This window comes from Pseudomonas oleovorans subsp. oleovorans (genome assembly GCF_002197815.1).
In the GTDB taxonomy this organism is placed as follows: domain Bacteria; phylum Pseudomonadota; class Gammaproteobacteria; order Pseudomonadales; family Pseudomonadaceae; genus Aquipseudomonas; species Aquipseudomonas oleovorans.
In genome coordinates this window covers 23,905-41,660 of the sequence record NZ_NIUB01000038.1, presented here as the reverse complement: position 1 = coordinate 41,660, position 17,756 = coordinate 23,905, and the positions used below count along the sequence as shown (strand labels likewise).

General features: G+C 57.3%; 25 protein-coding genes. 20 read left to right on the top strand and 5 right to left on the bottom strand.

Annotated elements, in window-relative coordinates; genetic code table 11:
* Nucleotides 1-346, bottom strand: a 346-nt coding sequence (locus tag PSOLE_RS19215) for a helix-turn-helix domain-containing protein (protein ID WP_140418995.1), incomplete at its 3' end; no start/stop codon positions are given.
* 280 nt (nucleotides 347-626) lie between these two features.
* Between PSOLE_RS19215 and PSOLE_RS19210 the strand changes: the two genes are divergently transcribed.
* The 9 genes from PSOLE_RS19210 to PSOLE_RS19165 all read left to right on the top strand — a co-directional run bounded on the left by PSOLE_RS19210 (nucleotide 627) and on the right by PSOLE_RS19165 (nucleotide 7,036).
* Complete coding sequence (locus tag PSOLE_RS19210) at nucleotides 627-1,661, top strand: hypothetical protein (protein WP_084344005.1); 1,035 nt, start codon at nucleotides 627-629, stop codon at nucleotides 1,659-1,661.
* A 118-nt stretch (nucleotides 1,662-1,779) separates the two neighbouring features.
* Complete coding sequence (locus tag PSOLE_RS19205; RefSeq protein WP_074861368.1) at nucleotides 1,780-2,148, top strand: hypothetical protein; 369 nt, start codon at nucleotides 1,780-1,782, stop codon at nucleotides 2,146-2,148.
* Nucleotides 2,149-2,252: 104 nt separating this feature from the next.
* Complete coding sequence (locus tag PSOLE_RS19200) at nucleotides 2,253-3,398, top strand: site-specific integrase (protein WP_074861370.1); 1,146 nt, start codon at nucleotides 2,253-2,255, stop codon at nucleotides 3,396-3,398.
* A 171-nt stretch (nucleotides 3,399-3,569) separates the two neighbouring features.
* Nucleotides 3,570-4,295, top strand: a complete 726-nt coding sequence (locus PSOLE_RS19195; RefSeq protein ID WP_074861372.1) for a phospholipase D family protein — start codon at nucleotides 3,570-3,572, stop codon at nucleotides 4,293-4,295.
* 55 nt (nucleotides 4,296-4,350) lie between these two features.
* On the top strand, nucleotides 4,351-4,623 hold the full coding sequence (locus PSOLE_RS19190) for a CopG family ribbon-helix-helix protein (RefSeq protein ID WP_074861374.1): 273 nt from the start codon (nucleotides 4,351-4,353) through the stop codon (nucleotides 4,621-4,623).
* On the top strand, nucleotides 4,623-4,898 hold the full coding sequence (locus tag PSOLE_RS19185; protein ID WP_074861376.1) for a type II toxin-antitoxin system RelE/ParE family toxin: 276 nt from the start codon (nucleotides 4,623-4,625) through the stop codon (nucleotides 4,896-4,898). The genes PSOLE_RS19190 and PSOLE_RS19185 overlap by 1 nt, the downstream gene beginning before the upstream one ends.
* 589 nt (nucleotides 4,899-5,487) lie before the next feature.
* Nucleotides 5,488-5,793 (top strand): hypothetical protein, encoded by a 306-nt coding sequence (locus PSOLE_RS19175; RefSeq protein WP_074860940.1) that lies wholly within the window; start codon nucleotides 5,488-5,490, stop codon nucleotides 5,791-5,793.
* 104 nt (nucleotides 5,794-5,897) lie between these two features.
* Nucleotides 5,898-6,563 (top strand): OmpA family protein, encoded by a 666-nt coding sequence (locus tag PSOLE_RS19170; RefSeq protein ID WP_042919681.1) that lies wholly within the window; start codon nucleotides 5,898-5,900, stop codon nucleotides 6,561-6,563.
* Nucleotides 6,564-6,598: 35 nt separating this feature from the next.
* Nucleotides 6,599-7,036, top strand: a complete 438-nt coding sequence (locus tag PSOLE_RS19165; protein ID WP_074860937.1) for a hypothetical protein — start codon at nucleotides 6,599-6,601, stop codon at nucleotides 7,034-7,036.
* Between the two features lie 26 nt (nucleotides 7,037-7,062).
* Here PSOLE_RS19165 and PSOLE_RS19160 read toward each other — a convergent pair whose 3' ends face one another.
* Both PSOLE_RS19160 and PSOLE_RS19155 read right to left on the bottom strand, forming a co-directional pair.
* Nucleotides 7,063-7,647 carry a hypothetical protein gene (locus PSOLE_RS19160; RefSeq protein WP_074860934.1) on the bottom strand — a complete coding sequence of 195 codons (585 nt, stop codon included), beginning with the start codon at nucleotides 7,645-7,647 and terminating at the stop codon, nucleotides 7,063-7,065.
* The gene (locus PSOLE_RS19155; protein ID WP_115288513.1) at nucleotides 7,644-8,105 is read right to left on the bottom strand and encodes a hypothetical protein; all 462 of its coding nucleotides are present in this window, start codon (nucleotides 8,103-8,105) and stop codon (nucleotides 7,644-7,646) included. The genes PSOLE_RS19160 and PSOLE_RS19155 overlap by 4 nt, the downstream gene beginning before the upstream one ends.
* Before the next feature lie 179 nt (nucleotides 8,106-8,284).
* Here PSOLE_RS19155 and PSOLE_RS19150 point away from each other — a divergent pair, with 179 nt between their 5' ends.
* The 7 genes from PSOLE_RS19150 to PSOLE_RS19115 all read left to right on the top strand — a co-directional run bounded on the left by PSOLE_RS19150 (nucleotide 8,285) and on the right by PSOLE_RS19115 (nucleotide 13,348).
* Nucleotides 8,285-9,589, top strand: a complete 1,305-nt coding sequence (locus PSOLE_RS19150; protein ID WP_074860928.1) for an RNA-guided endonuclease InsQ/TnpB family protein — start codon at nucleotides 8,285-8,287, stop codon at nucleotides 9,587-9,589.
* A complete protein-coding gene (locus PSOLE_RS19145) occupies nucleotides 9,589-10,713 on the top strand; it encodes a phosphoadenosine phosphosulfate reductase domain-containing protein (RefSeq protein WP_244597307.1) in 1,125 nt (374 codons plus the stop codon). The genes PSOLE_RS19150 and PSOLE_RS19145 overlap by 1 nt, the downstream gene beginning before the upstream one ends.
* A gap of 377 nt (nucleotides 10,714-11,090) precedes the next feature.
* Entirely contained in the window at nucleotides 11,091-11,351 is a 261-nt protein-coding gene (locus tag PSOLE_RS19135) for an Arc family DNA-binding protein (RefSeq protein WP_073937603.1), read from the top strand.
* A 115-nt stretch (nucleotides 11,352-11,466) separates the two neighbouring features.
* Entirely contained in the window at nucleotides 11,467-11,853 is a 387-nt protein-coding gene (locus PSOLE_RS19130) for a hypothetical protein (protein WP_042919667.1), read from the top strand.
* A gap of 70 nt (nucleotides 11,854-11,923) precedes the next feature.
* Entirely contained in the window at nucleotides 11,924-12,433 is a 510-nt protein-coding gene (locus tag PSOLE_RS19125; RefSeq protein WP_058151555.1) for a hypothetical protein, read from the top strand.
* Between the two features lie 98 nt (nucleotides 12,434-12,531).
* A complete protein-coding gene (locus tag PSOLE_RS19120) occupies nucleotides 12,532-13,053 on the top strand; it encodes a hypothetical protein (RefSeq protein WP_074860925.1) in 522 nt (173 codons plus the stop codon).
* 25 nt (nucleotides 13,054-13,078) lie between these two features.
* The gene (locus PSOLE_RS19115; RefSeq protein ID WP_074860920.1) at nucleotides 13,079-13,348 is read left to right on the top strand and encodes a hypothetical protein; all 270 of its coding nucleotides are present in this window, start codon (nucleotides 13,079-13,081) and stop codon (nucleotides 13,346-13,348) included.
* A 51-nt stretch (nucleotides 13,349-13,399) separates the two neighbouring features.
* Here the strand turns inward: PSOLE_RS19115 and PSOLE_RS19110 are convergent, their stop codons facing one another.
* Nucleotides 13,400-13,936, bottom strand: coding sequence for a DUF4262 domain-containing protein (locus PSOLE_RS19110; RefSeq protein WP_074860917.1), 537 nt, complete (start codon nucleotides 13,934-13,936; stop codon nucleotides 13,400-13,402).
* Nucleotides 13,937-14,132: 196 nt separating this feature from the next.
* On the opposite strand from PSOLE_RS19110, the gene PSOLE_RS19105 reads away from it, so the two are divergent.
* The 3 genes from PSOLE_RS19105 to yejK all read left to right on the top strand — a co-directional run bounded on the left by PSOLE_RS19105 (nucleotide 14,133) and on the right by yejK (nucleotide 16,237).
* On the top strand, nucleotides 14,133-14,747 hold the full coding sequence (locus PSOLE_RS19105; RefSeq protein WP_074860914.1) for a hypothetical protein: 615 nt from the start codon (nucleotides 14,133-14,135) through the stop codon (nucleotides 14,745-14,747).
* Nucleotides 14,748-14,821: 74 nt separating this feature from the next.
* Nucleotides 14,822-15,118, top strand: a complete 297-nt coding sequence (locus tag PSOLE_RS19100; protein WP_074860912.1) for a YebG family protein — start codon at nucleotides 14,822-14,824, stop codon at nucleotides 15,116-15,118.
* Nucleotides 15,119-15,226: 108 nt separating this feature from the next.
* Nucleotides 15,227-16,237, top strand: a complete 1,011-nt coding sequence (yejK, locus tag PSOLE_RS19095; RefSeq protein WP_074860909.1) for a nucleoid-associated protein YejK — start codon at nucleotides 15,227-15,229, stop codon at nucleotides 16,235-16,237.
* A 419-nt stretch (nucleotides 16,238-16,656) separates the two neighbouring features.
* On the opposite strand, the gene PSOLE_RS19085 is transcribed toward yejK, so the two are convergent.
* A complete protein-coding gene (locus PSOLE_RS19085; RefSeq protein WP_139205027.1) occupies nucleotides 16,657-17,070 on the bottom strand; it encodes a hypothetical protein in 414 nt (137 codons plus the stop codon).
* Nucleotides 17,071-17,300: 230 nt separating this feature from the next.
* Here PSOLE_RS19085 and PSOLE_RS19080 point away from each other — a divergent pair, with 230 nt between their 5' ends.
* Entirely contained in the window at nucleotides 17,301-17,756 is a 456-nt protein-coding gene (locus PSOLE_RS19080) for a hypothetical protein (protein WP_074860900.1), read from the top strand.

Sequence of the window (17,756 nt, the reverse complement as noted above, 5' to 3'; positions counted from 1 at the left end):
CGTGCAGGCCGCGCTTCTTGAAGCGGGGGAAGTCGGCACGCTTCTCGAAGAAATTCTGGTAGGCCCGGTCGAGGTCTTTGAGGGCGTGCTGCAAGGGATGCACCGGGGCAACCTTCAGCCAGGGCGCCAGCCGCCCGGAGGGCAACAGCGCACCGTTGCGCCAGGCTGTGAGTTGCTTGGCCATCGCCACATAGCCGATATATTTGCCGCCGTCTTCGCGGTTTCTCTGCTGCAACGTCAGCGCCTCATTGAACACGCAGCGGCAGGCTCCGGCGAACTGTCGCAGCTTGCGCTGCTGTTCGCCGGTTGGCTCGATGCGGAACTTGTAGGCTTGGCGTCGGAGCATAGAAATACTGTCTATCTGTACAGTTTTGAGTATAGGACCGCTTCGCGGCCCGCGCTATCCTTCCCCGCACTAGAAGTACGGGGTCTGCCGCGCAGAGCGATCACCTCCCTGAGCGTGACCGACTGACGCTGATCCATCCTTCCCCCGAGCAAAACTCCTGCTCGGGCGCCCTTGCTCGGCAATCTGCGTTGCCCCTGCTCTCATAGATCGGCGATATGCGTGCCTGTATTATTTCCGGGCACCATCCTCCCGACCGGCATTGCAACGAGAGCACCACCTTATGGCACCTGAACGCCTGCCCTTCTGGCTGCCAATCGTGGCCGTGACCCTCAGTAATGAGCGCATTGCTGGGCTGCTAGGTAATTCAACGGCCAGGAGGGTTGCCGTTCTCAGAACCCGATATGGGCTTCCATCCTTCCCGCACCCGTTGAACGGCCCCATGGACGTTGATTGGCCATGCTTGCTGGGCCAAGTCGAAGATGGTCTTCTGGCTGAACTGATCAGTCGGTTCTACGCCATCACCATTACCCCTGAGCTGATAGCGTTGATTCGTGCTGACCGGGGTTTGTCGTCTTACAGCTCGCGCAAACCCAAGCTGGAGCCTCATGTCCGTGAGCTTGTCGGGAAGTACGGTTCAGCCAACATCGCCAAGGGATGGGACGTAGATGCCAATGCGGTTGAGGCATACCGCAAACTCGCCAAGGTTGAGCTTCAAATCACGGGTGATGATCTTCCGGCGAGCGGGCGCTGGAAGGCAGAGTGGATTTCGCTATTTCCTCAGCACACCAATGCTCAGATCGCTCGGGCAACTGGCATCCCCATCGACGCGGTTCGGCAGAAGCGAAAGTCACTACGAATTGCAGGCCCGGCAAGCCGCACGTACTGGAAACTGGTGAGCGCGGCTGAGCTGAATGCGATGACAGATGCCGAGCTGGCCTCGCAGTATGGCGGTCCTACTGCTGACTACGCCGCCCAGCGCCTTTCTTTGGCCCTCCAGGACAGCGAACTCAGCAAACGATTGCTTCGTGAGCGCCGGCTACCGGATGAGCTGGCGCATTACCTCAGCACGATGCCAGCCCGAAGGTTGGCAAGGCTGACAGGGCTCAGCGAATACCACCTAGACAACCAACGTCGAGAGCTTGGCCTTGAGGCCTACGCCTCACTCCCCAGCGAGCTAGATGACCTTCTGTCTACGCGCCCAGACACGGAGCTGGCAGACATGTTTCACGTCGCAGTAGCAACGGTGAGAAGCCGCAGGAAGGTGTTGGGAAAACCCCCGTTCAGGCACCCCAAGAGACTCGCAGAACAGAGTTGACCCGCTCGGCGCTGGATTGGACAGCTTCGACTTGTAGATATAGTTTTTATGATGGCCCGTTGCCACACGCGCTGCTGTCTGGCCTACATTGCCCTGTCATCTACAAGGAAGAAGAACGATGCGTACAACACATGCAGCAACCCTGCTTTCCCTTGCGATCCTCGCCGGCTGCTCAGCCCAACCCAAAGCGCTGTACCAGTCCCCACCGGACAACGGATCAACCAACGGCAACCAGAAGTATGAGGGTGACTGGGAAGGCCTGCCCAAGTTCACCCTGGCCAAGAGCCAGTTGGTCTTCGACTACGGGGACAAGGAAAAGAAGGCCAATCCACAGATGGTTTCTGTGCCAGCAGAAGCCGAGCACCACACTGATACTCCGACCCGGTTCGCTATTCGCCAGGATGACCCATGGGGTGTGGATACTCACCTGTTCTCCCAGCCTTTTCTGTGTTGCTCAAAGCGCAAGGCCATTGCTGTTCTGGCATAGCCACAATACGCGACACTTTGCGCGTTGCGTAAAGGCATCGCCCCGACAGCAAATGGTGCGCCCTCAACCGAGGGTCAAGTCATTGCTGCTACGGAGCGAGATTGATGCTGTTCATTCCTACGCCAACATCAAAGCTAAAGCCCATCCTCGAATACTACGTTGAGACCGTCTCGATCAGGAAACGGAGCTACAAAACCGAGGTGTACAGGATCAAGGCGCTGTCCAGCCTGCTGGGCGACCTGGTGTTCAATGAGATCAAACCGATCCATGTCGTGGCCTACCGCGACAAGCGCCTGGCCACACCCCACCCACGAGACAGCACGAAGACGCTTGCCACTTCGACGATAAAGCTGGAACTCATGCTGCTCTCCCACCTCTTCACGACAGCGATCACTGAGTGGGGTATGGAAGACCTGATCAATCCCGTCGAGAAGATCAGGAAGCCGAAACCCCCACCAGGCCGCACACGGCGACTGTCGCCGGCTGAAGAGAAAAAGGTACTGCGCGCAGCCTGGCGTCACCCAAACAAAGAGGTGTACGCCATCATCGTCCTCGCCCTGGAAACGGCGATGCGCCAAGGGGAGATACTTTCCTTGCGCTGGGAAAACATCAGCTGGCAAAAGCGAACAGTCCTGTTGCCACTCACCAAGAACGGCGATCCACGGGAAGTGCCACTGAGCAAAGCCGCCTACGACATTCTGCGCAACCACATGACCCCGCTCAGCGAAGGGGGTGTCTTTTCGTGCACGTCAAACGGCCTCAAAAGCTCATGGCGGATTTTCGTAAAGGGCCTTGGCATCGACGACCTCCACTTTCATGATCTGCGCCACTGTGCAATCAGCTCGCTTCTTGAGCGCGGCCTGAACACCATTGAGGTGGCGTCCATCTCGGGACACAAAAGCATGGCCATGCTCAAGAGGTACAGCCACCTCATGACGTACAAGCTGGTGGCCAAGCTAGACCCAAAGCCACGAGCCAAGAAAGACCGTCCGATTCTCCGCGATCACCTTCGGGCCTACCCTGCCGTGGTAACTGAGTACACCCATCGGGTTGATGTGGACTTCCCTAACTTCATCGATCTGCGCCTGTCCGGCAAGACTGCCGATCAGGCGATTGAGGGTGCGCAGGCGAACCTGCTTCGCAAGGTGGTGACGCTGTGGGACGGCACGGTGCCTCCAGAGCCTAGTCCGCCAGATACGATCTGCCTGCCGACGCACAAGAGCAGAGTCGAGATCATCTCCCCCATCTGACCGCCCCAACTCCATAGCCTTCCTGGCTATGGAGCCACAACCATCGGCATAGGCCGGGCCGATGCCCTTGACTGCGCTGTCTCGATGCGTATTATTCAAAGTTAATCATTATTCATAACTTGGTCTGAACAGCAACGCGAAGCCCGGCCATAACGAACCCAAGGAAAAGGTATGCCCAAGTTCCTCAACACCAGCGCGACAAACTATTACCTGGAAGAGTTGATCAAAAACGCGAAGGAACGGCTCATCCTGATCAGCCCGTTTCTCAAGATCAACGACCGGATTCGTGAGCTGCTGGAAGACAAAAACCGCATGAAGATTGACGTGCGGATCGTCTATGGAAAAAGCGAGCTGCACCCCCAAGAAATTAACTGGCTCAAGAGCCTGACGTTTGTGCGAACCAGCTTTTGTAAGAACCTTCACGCCAAGTGCTATCTCAACGAAGAGGTGGCCATCATCACCAGTCTCAACCTCTACGACTTCTCCCAGGTCAACAACAACGAAATGGGCATCCTGCTCACTCGCGAGGCTGACTCTGAGTGTTACCGTGATGCCTACGATGAAGCCCAGCGCATCGTCCGCGTAAGCGACGAGGTTCGTATCGCCATGGAAATGGTCAGCAAAGTCGAGGATGGTGCTGCGCAAGGTGCCTCTGCTGTATCGACTGATGACGGTGACGGTAGTTCTGGGGCTCTGGCCAAGCTCACCTCCGCAAAGCTTGCTGCCAAGCTTGGCATCAAGACGAAAGACCTGATGGATCGACTTGCTGCGGGGGGATACCTGGAGCTTCGAGACACCATGCACTACCTGACAGACCTGGGTAAATCCGCAGGTGGCGAGTTCCGCAAAGGGCCTGGCGGGTTTTACTTCCTTTGGCCGACTGATTTCAATATTTGACGCTGTGGCCGGCTTCCGACCGGCACTGCAAGTCTGACCCACCGGAGCAATTATTATGGCCGCTACCGCGAAAACCCGATCCGTCACCGCTCACGTCCCTGTCGAGCTGGCCGAGCGAGTCGATGAAATCGCCGGACGCCTGGAGCGTTCCAAGAACTGGATCGTTAAGCAAGCCTTGTCTGCCTGGCTCGACCAGGAAGAAGAGCGCAGTCGTCTAACCCGTGAAGCACTGGCTGATGTAGACGCTGGCCATGTGATCGACCACCAGGCCGTCCAAGCTTGGGCCGAGAGCCTGAGCACCGACACGCCGCTGCCGGTGCCGCGCTGATGGAGTTGAAGTGGACGAGCAAGGCACTGTCTGATCTGGCCCGCCTCTACGAGTTCCTGGCGACGGTGAATCAGCCAGCTGCTGCGCGCACAGTGCAGCAACTCGCCGCCGCACCGACCACGTTGCTTCCTAACCCGCGTATTGGGGAGCGGCTGGAAGAGTTCGATCCGCGTGACGTGAGACGGATTCTGGTCGGGCACTACGAGATGCGCTACGAGATTGTGGGTTCCACCATTTACCTACTTCGTCTGTGGCACACCCGAGAGGATCGCTGATGCACTTGTCTATTCATCAACGAGCCGCCGTCATATGGCTGCTGGCGTCTCCGATAGTCTTTGCGCCCACGCTTCAGATAGCCAAACGACCCGATGCCGGCCTGTTCTTGGCTCAAGGCATTGCGCTCGTGACCATCATGATTGCCGTAGTGCCAATGCTACTGAAATGGCCCCGATTCCTGTGGGATGCAAATAAAGTTTCATCCTTAGAAATAAAGTGTCATCCCGAGCAATCGGGTTCTGGCCTTGTCCGCCCCTGGAACCCCCAATGATTGCGGCCTGCAAGGCCGCAATCAGGGAGGAAATTAGCAAGGTCACAATAGAAATCAACGACTTACGATTTCAGGTAAGGATGACACTTTATTCGCATGGCTCCGGGGTTTTCCGACCATTTGAAGGCCGCTGCGAGGCATTAGGATGAGACTTTAGGTACAGGTCGGGCAGTGAGCTTCCCAGCCAGCCCAGCAAATCGTTCCCGTTAGGATGAAACTTTATTTGCATCCCACATTTGCAACGCTCACCTACGCTACCTCCGATGACACAGGCCGGCTTCGAATAGCATTCTTGGACCTCAACGGAGACACAATCCATGTCCAAGAGCGTCATTCAATCTTCCGAGCAAGAAATGGAGCTGCGAGCCATAGCAGCGGCAAAGCAGGTCCTGGGCCGCGAAATCATCATCCAGTCGGACGCCGACTTCACTCCGCCCGGCAAGCGCAAAGTGCGCGTTGTTCGCCATCAACTGAATGGTCGGCGTGCCGAGGCGCACCTCCGCTGGTACGTGGCCGGCAAGGCATACCGTTCCCTGCCCTTGACCAATAGCAATGTCGCGCTGAGCAATTCCTGGAAGGGATCGGCTGCATGCGTGGACGAATGTCAGCTGGGGCTGTTGTAGGCTCGGCACCCAGAATCTGCTCTGACGATTTCATGGCTCTCGCGCTGACACGGCCTGGAGCCCGCGATGCTAGTTGCGAACCAACTCAACGGAGATTCGCAGTAATGAACATGCTCAAACTCGCCGGCACGCTTGCCATCCTCCTGTCCATTAGCGGCTGCGCAAGTAATCCCCAAACCGGCAACTTCGAAATCACTCGGACGGGTGTCGGCCTGACCGTGGGCGCGGTTGGCGGTGCTCTGGTAGGCGCGGCGCTCGGCGATAGCTCGATGGCGATCAAAGGCGCCGTACTCGGTGCTGCCGCTGGTGGTGGCGCTGGATACCTCTGGGAGAAGCGCTACAGAGCGATGCAGGCAGAGCTTGCCTACACCGATCTACAGGTGCAGCAGGCTCCTGCCGACAATGGTCAACAATCCCTGGTAGTGACAGTTCCGTCTGACGTTTTCTTTCGTATCGGCTCGTCTGACATTGCCCCGGAAGCATATCCGGCACTAAGCAAACTGGCGGAGTCGTTGAAAACCCAGACCTACAAGGTGGGTATTGCGGGGCATACCGACAACACTGGCACGCCCGACCGCAACAACCGCCTCAGCTATGACCGCGCTCGTTCCGTTGCCGCGTACCTCACCGCTGCCGGCGTCCCCTATGAGCGCTTGTTTGTCCGTGGTGCAGGCGCAAGCGAGCCGAAAAGCAGCAATGCGACTCCGCAGGGCCGCTCTCAGAACCGGCGCGTGGAGATTACGCTGAGTGAGATTGCACCCAACGCATAACCCATCAAGCCCACAAAACAACTTAGGATCAGTCAATGAAGCCAAGTGATTTCCTTGCCGTGCTCGTTATCGTTCTTGCAATGGCGTTCGGAGCAATCGTGTTCTGCATCAGTTGGGTCGCTAACCAGCTCGGGTTGCCGTTCTGGGCCGTAGTCGATCAAGCCCGGCTCCTACTGTCGGCACCAGTAACGCTGGCCATCGTGATGGTGATCCAAGCCACTGGGGCACCCTTCCCTTTGCGCGTCTCGAACACCTGGCCGCTTATCGCTGCACTGTTCTGGGCCGGACTTCATGAGCTGATCAAGATGAAGGCTGAGCAGACTGCTCTGGATCAGTTCGGCGGCAGCTCTACAGCCTATGCGTACCATGTCGAACTGCCCTGGTTCACCGAGCTGTGGTTCATGCTCTCGGTCTGCGCATTGATCGTGGTGGGCGGCTACGTGCTCACTGCGAAGCTCAGCAGCAACTACTAGCAAGCTTCAAGGCGGCTCTATTGCAATCAGGCTGAGCCGCCAGTAATTCCGAGCGGCCAGTGTTCCTCGACCAAGTAGAGCGGTCGCCCAGCCATGAGCTGCTTGATTGCAGCAATGTGAGCCAAGTAGTCCGCCTCGGTGAATGTGGTCCAACTCGGGTTGGTCGCCTGGGCAGCCCGGAACGCCTCCCTGGCACTGCCAAGGACCTTCCTCTGTCGCCAGAGATAAGAGCGAAGCCCCTTAAACAGCTCGTAATCAAGCGGGGGATGCAGCTTCTGCACCTTGTAGTGAGCGTGGTGGCCACCACATACCAAAGTGGTTTTCAGGTAGATATTGACCAGCTTCTGGGCGTGACCAAACGCAAAGTTGGGCACGCGTCTGCGTTCCGCCTCGGCCATGATCTTCCTCATGAAGCCGAGCTGCCACAGGTCAACGTCCTCGCCAATGTCATCTGGGTTGGTCACATCAACCAAGCCGGCAGCCTCGATCAGGGCGAATGCCAGCTCGTTCCCCCCGCCCCCGAGCCCCCGGCCATATGCACTAGCAGCGCACCAGCTCGCATACTGGTGTTTAAGCGTCTCGACGCCGAACGCCCCTTCACGCTCAGTCATTGGTTGCTACCAGCATTTGAACGGCGCCGATCCAGTGCCAGCAGCATACAAAGCTCGCTCAGCATCGCATTGTTCACTGCATGCAGATCACTGCGGATGCCAGACAAGAAGTTGGCCGGGTCGTTGAGCCTACATTCGCTCAGAGCCATCAGGCCTTCGGATAGGGGCTTCCTGGGCGACCAGTATGGGAATCGGCGAAGGACAATGAGCATCACCAGGGCATAGCCAAGTGCGAGCGCGATCATACTCAGCAGGGATGGCTCTCCGAGCGTCCCCATGCCGTACATGCCGATGATCACCATCGCCACTGCCAGCGCTGCCGCCTGCGCCCGGCGTGCGGCTAGGACAAAACCAAAGCGGCCCATGATCTGGAACGTATCCAGCTGCATGCTGAGCTGACGCCCAGGCTGGTTGCCCGCAAGGTTGCGCAAACGCTCAATGAAGAATTCGTGATCCATCAGGCTGTCCGGTGGGGTTCTCAATTGAGCCATCTTATCGCTACGGCCAATTCCAGACCTCCGAATTGAGCTGAGTTACATGCTGGTTTCAGCTCACGGCATGGGATTTACGCTCGATTTATTTTTATTGTGGTTTTGTTTGGAGTGGAGCTGTCTGTATTCGACGTTATCCTCACCTCATGCAAAGGCGCAAAGTAACTTTCAGACTCTACCCTAATGCCAACCAGCTCAATCGACTGGATGGCTGGGTGCGCCTACATGCCGAGCTGTACAACGCGGCCCTGCAAGAGCGAATAGAGGCCTATTCCAAGGCTGGTAAATCGATCAGCTACTACGACCAGCAAAACACCCTGCCAGCCATCAAGCAGTCCCGCCCTGAGCTGGTTGAGCTTGGCAGTCATGCGTTGCAGGAAACGCTACGCCGCCTCGACCGGGCCTTTCAGGCGTTCTTTCGCCGGGTGAAGGCGGGGCAATCACCGGGCTTCCCGCGCTTCAAGACTGCTTCTCGATTCTCGGGTTTCACCTATCCTGACCCGGCAGGCTGGAAGTTGCTCCAGCAGGGCGCCCGTGGTGGCACCCTGCGCCTGGGCAGCGGCATGGGCGCGATGAAGATTCGTTTGCGCGGACGCCATCGCTTTGCCGAGTTCACTCCAAACGACCTGACCCTGCTGCGGCGTCGCAACCCGGCGACCGGCGAGGATCAGTGGTATGCCTCAATAACTCTACGGGTGCCCGAGGCAGCTTGTGCGCGGCAGCGCACGGGTGATGCAGCGGTTGGCATCGACTTCGGCCTTGCGCACTGGGCTAACTTCGATGACGGCAGCGTGATCGAAAACGCGCGCTGGCTGCGCGAAGCGCTGCCACGGCTGGCCGACCTACAACGGCAGCGGGCGAGGAAGAAGCGCGGATCACACCGCTACCGTCAGCTGTCCCAGCAGATTGCCCGGCTGCATCAGCGCATTGCTGATCGTCGCCGGGACTTCATCCACAAACAGACCTCGGCCCTGGTGCAGCGCTGCGCGCTGATCGCCACCGAGGCACTGGCTCCGCAGAACATGAGCCGCAGCGCCAAAGGCACGGTCGAAGCACCGGGCCGGCGCGTGCGGCAGAAGGCTGGCCTCAACCGGGAAATCCTCTCGGCCGGGCTTGGCATGGCGCACCAGATGCTCACCTACAAAGCGCAGGAAGCTGGTTCCGTGCTGCATCTGGCCCACACCCGCCAACTCAAACCCTCGCAGCGCTGCTCTGGCTGCTGGGCGCTGGTGCCCAAGGCGCTCAAGGAGCGCTGGCACCTGTGCCCGCACTGCGGTTGCTCGCTACCGAGGGATCAGAACAGCGCCAGGGTCGTATTGCTCGACGCCTGGACACCGCAAGACACGCCTGGGACGGGCGTGGCGGCGAGACTCAAGCCTCTGCCCGCGCAAGCAGGTAAGCCCCGGTCGAAGACCCGCGAAACCCCCACTACAACCGCTTCAGCGGTTTAGTGGCGGGAGAGTTCATCGCTAAAGCCAGCCTCCTGGATCGCTTCGACGACACCGTGATCATTCCTGCCCTCGGCCAGCAGATGAGCTTGCTAGGCTTCGAGCCTGAGCCGGCTCGACTGGCTGCGGGCACTTATTTCGACGCGCCCAACATCGACCTGGGCAGCTACGACAACATCATCGTCTGCATGTCGGACTCGATAGCATGCCTGCTTGCCCTGATTGATCAGGGGGCCGACATGAGCAGGGTCGAAATCTGGCACCACGCCGTGGATGGCAGGGAGGGCAGCAGCCTCATGGACTGGGCCTTCAACGACAGCTACATCGAGAAGTTTGCCGAAGCATTCGGCCTCCCTGTGTATTTCTCTTGGCTCAAGGGCGGGATCGAGGGCGAAATGCTCAAGGAGAACTCCTACTCCCAGCCGCACATCATCGAAACCCCAAGCGGGGTGTTCGAACTGGAGAGAGACACCAAGCGGTCACAGCCGGCGACACGGCGGCAGTTCCCCCAGCAGAGCGCCAACCTTGCCACTCGCTGGTGCAGCTCGGCAGCAAAGATCGACGTTGGCCGGCGAGCCCTCACCAACCAAGATCGCTTTCTCGGGAAGAAGACCCTTTTTGTCACAGGGGAGCGCCGTGCCGAAAGCTCGAACCGGGCCAAGTACAACCAGCTGGAGCCGCACGCTGTTGACCGCCGCCTTGGACGCCTGGGGCGCCATGTTGATGCGTGGCGTCCCGTCCTTCACTTCACCGAGGAAATGGTTTGGGAGCTGATCGCGAAGCACCGCGTGGTTGCGCCAGTTCCTTACCGGCTTGGATGGAGTCGCAGCTCTTGTATGACGTGCGTGTTCAATAGCCCAGTGATCTGGGCCACCCTCCGGCGCTACTTCCCGCATCGTCTGCGCCCTATTGCCAGCTACGAGAATGAATTCGATAGCACCATCAGCCGGCAGCGGATCAACGTTCTAGACCTTTCGGCTACGGCAGAGGCTTTCGAAATCACGGACCTCGAAGCCCTGGCCCAAGCAAAGCAGCGCGAGTACACGCTGCCGATCTTCACCCCTGCTGGCCAGGAGTGGCGGCTTCCCGCTGGCGCCTTTGGCAAAGAAGGATGCGGGTCGCTCTGACCCGCTCACATGAAAACCCGCGCATGCGCGGAAAAACCGAAGCCCAGATTTCCGAGTACCCCATGACCGTAACGCACACAAGAACCCTGACCATCACCTGCAAAGCAGTTTCGCTGGGAGATCAAGAAGACTCGGCTGCCCTTGCAGAGCTTCGCCGTGACTGTCTCAGGCGCATCCAGGGCTCCGCCGGGACGCTCATTGAGCAGGGGATTTATAGCGGCTCCCTGACCTACCAAGACAGGAATCCACCAGTGAACCTGCACTGGTCGTTGAGCGTTTCCGACTGCCTGCCTGATGGGGCACAGCATGAGGGGTGCTCGGGGTGAGAAAGAAGTCGCGGTCGTTATTCTCCAGCGCGTTCTCACCGAGGAAACATCATGAAAGCGACACCTGTCTCTCGAACGGCTGACAAATTCGTAGTTCGCATGCCCGATGGCATGAGGGAGCGATTCCTCGACTATTCCAACGTCAAGCATGTGTCGATGAACACTGCAATTGTTCAGGGACTCGACAGCTTTCTTGATGGGCACGCTGAGCTTCAAGCTCTACTGGACGGCGTGCGCCTTCTAAAGCAACAACTCGCAGAGCAACTGCGGGCCTTGGAACAGGCCAGCCACAACTCCAAAGTCGGCGACTGATTACCAACGTCAAACCCCAGCAATGGGCTCGACGATTAGCGCCGACTACGCCACGTACAGCAATGACACCGCATGCCTCGGGGGATCATAGCTCCAACCCAAGAAGGAGCTATCTATGTCTCAATATTCGATACCCGTAAGCATTACCAACCTGATGCACAGCTGGCCAGAGGAACAGTGGGACGAACTGACGCCAGCCTGGGCGACCGTTCTTACTGATCCCGAGTCAGCAGCAAAAATCAAAGCCGCCTATAGCGCCAGCTGTATCGATGGCTTTGCCGGGATCGCGGCCCCGCTGGATAACGAAGACTTCAAAATCACCTTCACATCCGGCGAAGGCGAGGCAGTCCGCGTCAAAGCGCAGTTCTTCACTGCTGTGGTTACGAGCCTGAGCATGCGAATTGAGCTGTTCGATACCAACATGATTCTCGAAGCCGGCAGTAATTCAAAAAGGACGGCTGGGTACATCCGATTGGAGTGCTCCCTGGCTGGTTTGATCTAACCACGCCGTGCCAAACTGACTTTTTGACTGCCCTGTACCTCACACAGGGCAGGCCATTCCTGGAATGCCTATGAAAGCTTGGACTGATTTATCCGTCATTCAGACGCCGCCGCGCATTGCAGCACTTCCGAAGGATGAGCGCGGCTACCCGATATTTTTTACTGCACTGGTGGAGCCGGGCGGTAAGCCAAATTACCGCGCTCAGGACTCAGTGAAATGCAATCTGGCCCTGCGCGAGGGGCTTTGCGGTATGTGTGGGCAAAAACTCGGAAAAGCGATGGCTTTTGTCGGCGGCCCAATCTCTATCAAGAATCGTCTTTTTGCCGATCTGCCAATGCACGAAAGCTGTGCCGTGTACGCGATGCAGGCCTGCCCCTTTATTGCTGCCCCGAAGTTTTCCTACCAGTCGGCGTTGAACACCGAAATGGCTGTAAACCCGCTTGTCTCAAACGCACGCCCAGACCGTTTTGGCCTCGGGATTACAAACAAGATGAAGCTGGTGACGATCCAGGGTCAGACAGTTATCAAGGCTGGGCGCTTTTCTCGGGTCCAATTCTGGGTAGGTGGAAAGCCTGTTTGAAGCTGCGGATAGGCAACTGCACAAGGTTAGGTGGACTCACCTGCTCCGCGCTCAATAGAGTGTGCTCACATGCACACCCAGGCATCAAGGATTCGCAAATGTCAGTTCAAGACGCCAAAAAAGATCGCGTCGTTTTCCGCGTTAGTCCCAGCTTCTACGCAGCCATTACGCAGCAGGCGAATGAAGCAAACAGGAGCGTGAATGGTGAAATCTGTACAGCCGTAGATTCCTGGCTCTACGAGCGCGACACGATGGTTTTCATGAAGGATCGACTGATGGCATCGGCTAGCGTCGAGTCAATCAACGTGATCCGTAAGGCTACGCCTTCCTACCTGACTGTCGCTGATGAAGAAGGTGACACCTGCAAGACGACCGTGCGGTTCAAGGAGTCTGTAGAGGCTGACCTACGGGCCGCTTGGGAAGTCCACAAGCGCCAAATCGGCCATGTATCTCTCAACTCATTCCTCAAGCTGGTCGTGTCATGGTGGCTCATGTACAGCTACCAGATGAGGGAGTGCGCAAAGGCTCTGCACCGTGACTTTAACAACAGCATGATGCCGCCAAGCCGTTCCACGGCAGCCATCCGGCCCCCTGTTTATGGCAACCTTGCGCTTGTCTGACTAGCGCAAAAGGTGAGAAGCGAACATGCGCATTGCTCGATATACCATCCATGCAGTCAACGACCTCCATGTCATCATTACCGACGACTTGGATGAAGACATGCCGAGCGTAACCAACAGTGCTGCCGGAGTGATCGAAGACCTCAACGGCAAGCTTGGTGGGCTGGGTCGCCGTCGCGTCTTCTATCGGGACTCAGTGAACCGTTTCGATGAGCTTCGCCATGAGAATGGAATCTTCACTGGCTTTGCTCCCGCCAGCCCAAGCCAGCAGGAAGCCTTTCGCGACCTTATCTAGCTGAGTGCGAACCAATAAAAAGGGGGCTATGCCCCCTTTTTCTTTGTCCGATCAATTTGCTGTCATCGCGCCCACTGGAGCCCCTAGCACGGGCTGGAACTGACGCTCACTCGCCGAGTAATTCGAGTTCCAGGGGAATGCCCCCTGCTCATCTGCGAAGACCAACTGCACGACTTGTAGGTGGGGCTGCTCGATCAGCGCGTACATGTCATGACAGATCGAAAGAACATCGTGCGAGTCAGGCTGGCTGACAGGAAGCGCGATGACGGTCAGGTCGTGAATGACCTTGGTCCGCCCCCCGGCCAAGAACTCGCGATCAAAGTCGTGCCCCTCGAAAAGTTCCTCGACGATCCCCTTGATCAGTGGCGCAGGGACACCTGACAAAACGAGTTCGGGCAACCCTCGCTGAAACATACCCACTGTCACCCAGAAGGTAGCTTCCGTATTTCCTGACTGCTCAGAGGTCAACTGGCCAATGAACACCTTGTTCTGTTCGAGCGTTTCCTGGATGTACTCAAGGTCATCCCGGTAGCTCTCGTTCTCTGCGATTTGACGCTCAACCTGTGCTTTCGACCGTGGCAGGGCCATTTATGTGTGTTCCTCACTGCGAATGAGGACATTCAATCACGGGGGCTATCAAGGGTTCATTCGAACCCGGAACAGTTACTTCCCAGCGCCACTCCCAAGCCTAGGAGTTGGAGACTTGAGGACTCCCCTGCTCACGACGCGGTGACACAGGACTTCATCGCTCAGCATTGCTTCATCAACTGACTGGAGCGATTCAATGAGCCTTCAACACACCATGACCACCCGCAGCGACAAGCTTTTTAACGCCGCCTTCGCCCTGGCAATCAAAGGCGAACATCGCGAAAGCGATGAAATGCTGGAGCTGGCGCATGAAATGCGAGAGCTGGAGTTGCAGCTGGCGTATATCGCCCAGCATGCGCCTGCCAGCTTGGCCGTCCTTTTGGTCAAGGAAGCTCTGACCAGCTTCGAGGACGACTCTGACAATGAGCAGTACGTCGAGCAGAACCAAGACACGCTCAAATTCTATGCCGACAACGATGATCAACTGCGCCAGTTGGTTGATGCGGCATTGAACCCACCCAGCTATAGCCGTACCACCCTCCAGCTCAGCCCCGGTGAAATTGAATCGGCGAGGGAAGAACTGGCACGCCGCGTCGAGCGCGATCCAGGCCGTCGAGCTGTAACCGATCCGGTTATCACGCCGGCAGCGATTGCCATCGCTTGCCGTGGGTTCACCCAGTTCCTGACTGGGGGGCGCTGCTCTGTTCTTCGCCAATGCCCTGATTGCCAGCAGAAGTACAGCACCAAGGTACACGCAAAAAATCGCATCTACTGGCATTGCCCGCATTGCAACACGATCAAGGAGGCCTAAGCACAGACTCCCACGATAGAGCCCAACGAACCGGGCGTTATAGTCCGCCATGTCCGAATCTGGAGAACATCAGAATGGCTGTAGAAGTCCTTTACCGCAGTAGCCGCGACCCGGAGTGTTTGATGACTAACAAAGCCGACGCAGAGGCTCATGACCGCATGCTGGAAGTCGGCGAGAACCTTGCCACTGTCTTCAGACATGTCCTTCCCTCGATGAGTGAGGAAAATGCCGAAACCCTCGGCATCTTCCTTTCCAAGCGACGCACCGAGCTGGTAGCGGCAATCAAGAAAGACCCGGCAGCAATTCTCGACCTCATCAAGTCCGACGAGGGCACAGGCGGGACCGTTGTACCACTCGCGAACGCAAGCTGAGAACGTGAAAGGGGCGCACTGCGCCCCTTTCTTGTGAGGGCGCGATCAATCACCTGTCATGCTTGACTCCATGTCAGGCGCTGGCGACCAAAAACACAGGAGCAATCCATGCCGATACGCAACGCCATCCTTCATCTGATCGAAAAGAAGCCTGATGGAAGTCCATTGGCACTACAAACCAGCGATGTGCTGCTGACCCCATCCGAAGCCGTTGAGAATCTGCTCGGGGACTTGAACGAGAGCTACAACGCACGCCAAGGCAAAGCCTGGGGCCTGTTTCACGAAGAATCGGGAGCATACCCTCTTTGCGGCTGGCTCAAGTCCTATCTGGACACAACGCTCGACTTCATTGAGTGGTCCCGAATGGCCTGCGAGCATTTGGCCAAGCTGATGGACGAGTCGAATCTGAGTGTCGGCGGTCACGTCTTCATGGCTCATTATGTCCAGGGCATGACTGATTATTTGATGATCGCCATACTTCATCATTCCGAAGGTTTTGCTGTCGATGGGCAGCTATCTCTGAACCCGTCAGCCCACCTCGACCTCTCCCAGCTCCACCTAGCCGCACGCATCAATCTCAGCGAGTGGCAGAACAATCCCAACTCCAAGCAGTACATTTCGTTTATCAAAGGCAAAGGCGGGAAGCGAGTAAGCCACTACTTCCGTGATTTCCTCGGCTGTATGGAAGGGGTCGATGGGCCTAGCGAGACGCGCACCCTTCTCAAGGCATTCTCTGACTTTGTGGAGCTGGAAGACATGCCAGAGCCAAGCGCCCGTGAGAAGACAGAGGCGCTAGTCGGTTATGCCTCGGCACAGTGCAAGCTCGGGGCTCCAGTTAGCCTGGAAGAACTGTCGCAGATCATCGATGAAGATCGCCCGAAAGCGTTCTACGAGCACATCCGCAACAAGGACTACGGGCTGTCACAAGAAATCCCAGCGGACAAGAAAACCCTCAACCAATTCCGGCGATTCACTGGCCGAGCGGAGGGGTTTTCCATCAGCTTCGATTCGCATTTGCTTGGCTCGAAAATCGAGTACAACGAAGCGAGCGACACACTGACTATCAGGCAGCTCCCAACCCAGTTGAAAGACCAACTGAAACGCAAAGCCGATCAGTGAGCGTGATGGCTCCCCACCAAGCCGCAGAGCTGGGAGCCGTCAATCCGCTATCCGAAATACGGTCGCGCCGTCACCGTCAGGTCTGACAAGACGAACAGAGCGACTATCAGCAACCACGGACCACCGTTCGACGACGACCCCGATGCTCGTCCCAACAGAAATATCGAAATGGCTCGCACCCTCACCGATGAGAGTGCAGTGCTTCCGCATGTTGTCTGCCTCCACCCGCCCTACCATCGAATAACCGCTTCCAGGGCATCGTTCGTAGCCAATGACCTGAATCTGCTTTCCAGAATCAAGCCTGATGTATCCAGGCGCTACTGCCATGGCAGGCTTGGCCAGCGGTTCTGGACTGTCGAAACACCCACTAAGCAGAGCCGAAGCGAGCACCAGAATGCCCCGCTGCAAGCACACGAACTTCACCCGTCAAAATCTCCACAATTGGGCTTGCCTGCCCGAATAAGTAGCGTATCGAACTGGCTGCGATTCAGAGTGCCGCCATTGGAATAGATTCGAACAACCTCGTCAGCAGCCTCCTTACCGCCCATAAGCAAGATGGATCGGTAAACGTGCCGCCCCAGCATCCAGAGCACTAGCGGTCTGAGCGCCCGCTCTACAAGCCATGAAGCCACCAGGATCACGATGAGAGAGCCGGCCTCGCCGACTAATGGCTGTAGCGTGCCGGCGAGGACATATACAGCGGTGAAGAAGGTTGCCGCCACCACTGCGAGTGAAGACTCTATGCCACCCATTGGTGACAGGCATGCCAGTGATGAGTAAGCGTCATGAGGGCTCACTGCATGTGGTTCATCAGGATATTTTTGGAGCTGCATCTGTACCTCTAGATCAACTGCTCTGCCTCCGCAGCGATTCAACCTACAGAATTGCCGGCTCCAGCTCACTCCAACAGGGAGTAGTTCCTTCCAAACTCAGTATCGGCCAGTAACAGAGCTGCATTAGCCGTCTGTGGAGCCGCTTGTGTCGGTCGTTATAATCCGTGCAGAAGAAGCTTTTGACAGGGTATTTAGCTTTCCCAGTTCGAGTTCTGGGTTTGGAGGAAGATATGGTAGGCATCCTCGTTTTTTTGTTCATCTTTTGGGTCATTACGCCTTTGCTAGGCACCCTTTTATACATGGCTTACAGCGGGGCGAAGTCTCTGACCTCTGACCCCGAGCCGCTTCCTTATGAGGCCCAACCTGCTGGCCGCATTCACCTGTTCCACGGGGATCGCTACTTCGATAGCAGTCCAGACAACCCTTATGAGCACAGTGCGCTGAACTGGGCGGACGGGCGTATTGGATGCGCTCTTGCCGTAGAGCTTGCTGAACAGCCTCAGTACCAGCCTGCCCTCATTGGCACGATCCAGGTACTCAAGCCCGAGCAAGACAAGGGTATCGTCGCCGTTATCCTGGATAACGAAAAGGTCGCCGCCTTGGGCTTGCCTCCGGCAGGACTGGTGAGCGGCGCTCGGATGATCGCGGATCGGCTTGTCCCGCCTCAGACCCTCCACAACCATTAG

Bases quoted from the DNA above. Each gene is read 5' to 3' on its own strand.
- PSOLE_RS19195 (WP_074861372.1), top strand. From the start codon at position 3,570: ATGCCCAAGTTCCTCAACACCAGCGCGACAAACTATTACCTGGAAGAG.
- PSOLE_RS19115 (WP_074860920.1), top strand. From the start codon at position 13,079: ATGCGCATTGCTCGATATACCATCCATGCAGTCAACGACCTCCATGTC.
- PSOLE_RS19170 (WP_042919681.1), top strand. From the start codon at position 5,898: ATGAACATGCTCAAACTCGCCGGCACGCTTGCCATCCTCCTGTCCATT.
- PSOLE_RS19190 (WP_074861374.1), top strand. From the start codon at position 4,351: ATGGCCGCTACCGCGAAAACCCGATCCGTCACCGCTCACGTCCCTGTC.
- PSOLE_RS19155 (WP_115288513.1), bottom strand. From the start codon at position 8,105: ATGGATCACGAATTCTTCATTGAGCGTTTGCGCAACCTTGCGGGCAAC.
- PSOLE_RS19080 (WP_074860900.1), top strand. From the start codon at position 17,301: ATGGTAGGCATCCTCGTTTTTTTGTTCATCTTTTGGGTCATTACGCCT.
- PSOLE_RS19085 (WP_139205027.1), bottom strand. From the start codon at position 17,070: ATGCAGCTCCAAAAATATCCTGATGAACCACATGCAGTGAGCCCTCAT.
- yejK (WP_074860909.1), top strand. From the start codon at position 15,227: ATGCCGATACGCAACGCCATCCTTCATCTGATCGAAAAGAAGCCTGAT.
- PSOLE_RS19200 (WP_074861370.1), top strand. From the start codon at position 2,253: ATGCTGTTCATTCCTACGCCAACATCAAAGCTAAAGCCCATCCTCGAA.
- PSOLE_RS19150 (WP_074860928.1), top strand. From the start codon at position 8,285: ATGCAAAGGCGCAAAGTAACTTTCAGACTCTACCCTAATGCCAACCAG.
- PSOLE_RS19165 (WP_074860937.1), top strand. From the start codon at position 6,599: ATGAAGCCAAGTGATTTCCTTGCCGTGCTCGTTATCGTTCTTGCAATG.
- PSOLE_RS19110 (WP_074860917.1), bottom strand. From the start codon at position 13,936: ATGGCCCTGCCACGGTCGAAAGCACAGGTTGAGCGTCAAATCGCAGAG.
- PSOLE_RS19100 (WP_074860912.1), top strand. From the start codon at position 14,822: ATGGCTGTAGAAGTCCTTTACCGCAGTAGCCGCGACCCGGAGTGTTTG.
- PSOLE_RS19135 (WP_073937603.1), top strand. From the start codon at position 11,091: ATGAAAGCGACACCTGTCTCTCGAACGGCTGACAAATTCGTAGTTCGC.
- PSOLE_RS19130 (WP_042919667.1), top strand. From the start codon at position 11,467: ATGTCTCAATATTCGATACCCGTAAGCATTACCAACCTGATGCACAGC.
- PSOLE_RS19185 (WP_074861376.1), top strand. From the start codon at position 4,623: ATGGAGTTGAAGTGGACGAGCAAGGCACTGTCTGATCTGGCCCGCCTC.
- PSOLE_RS19125 (WP_058151555.1), top strand. From the start codon at position 11,924: ATGAAAGCTTGGACTGATTTATCCGTCATTCAGACGCCGCCGCGCATT.
- PSOLE_RS19120 (WP_074860925.1), top strand. From the start codon at position 12,532: ATGTCAGTTCAAGACGCCAAAAAAGATCGCGTCGTTTTCCGCGTTAGT.
- PSOLE_RS19105 (WP_074860914.1), top strand. From the start codon at position 14,133: ATGAGCCTTCAACACACCATGACCACCCGCAGCGACAAGCTTTTTAAC.
- PSOLE_RS19205 (WP_074861368.1), top strand. From the start codon at position 1,780: ATGCGTACAACACATGCAGCAACCCTGCTTTCCCTTGCGATCCTCGCC.
- PSOLE_RS19210 (WP_084344005.1), top strand. From the start codon at position 627: ATGGCACCTGAACGCCTGCCCTTCTGGCTGCCAATCGTGGCCGTGACC.
- PSOLE_RS19175 (WP_074860940.1), top strand. From the start codon at position 5,488: ATGTCCAAGAGCGTCATTCAATCTTCCGAGCAAGAAATGGAGCTGCGA.
- PSOLE_RS19160 (WP_074860934.1), bottom strand. From the start codon at position 7,647: ATGACTGAGCGTGAAGGGGCGTTCGGCGTCGAGACGCTTAAACACCAG.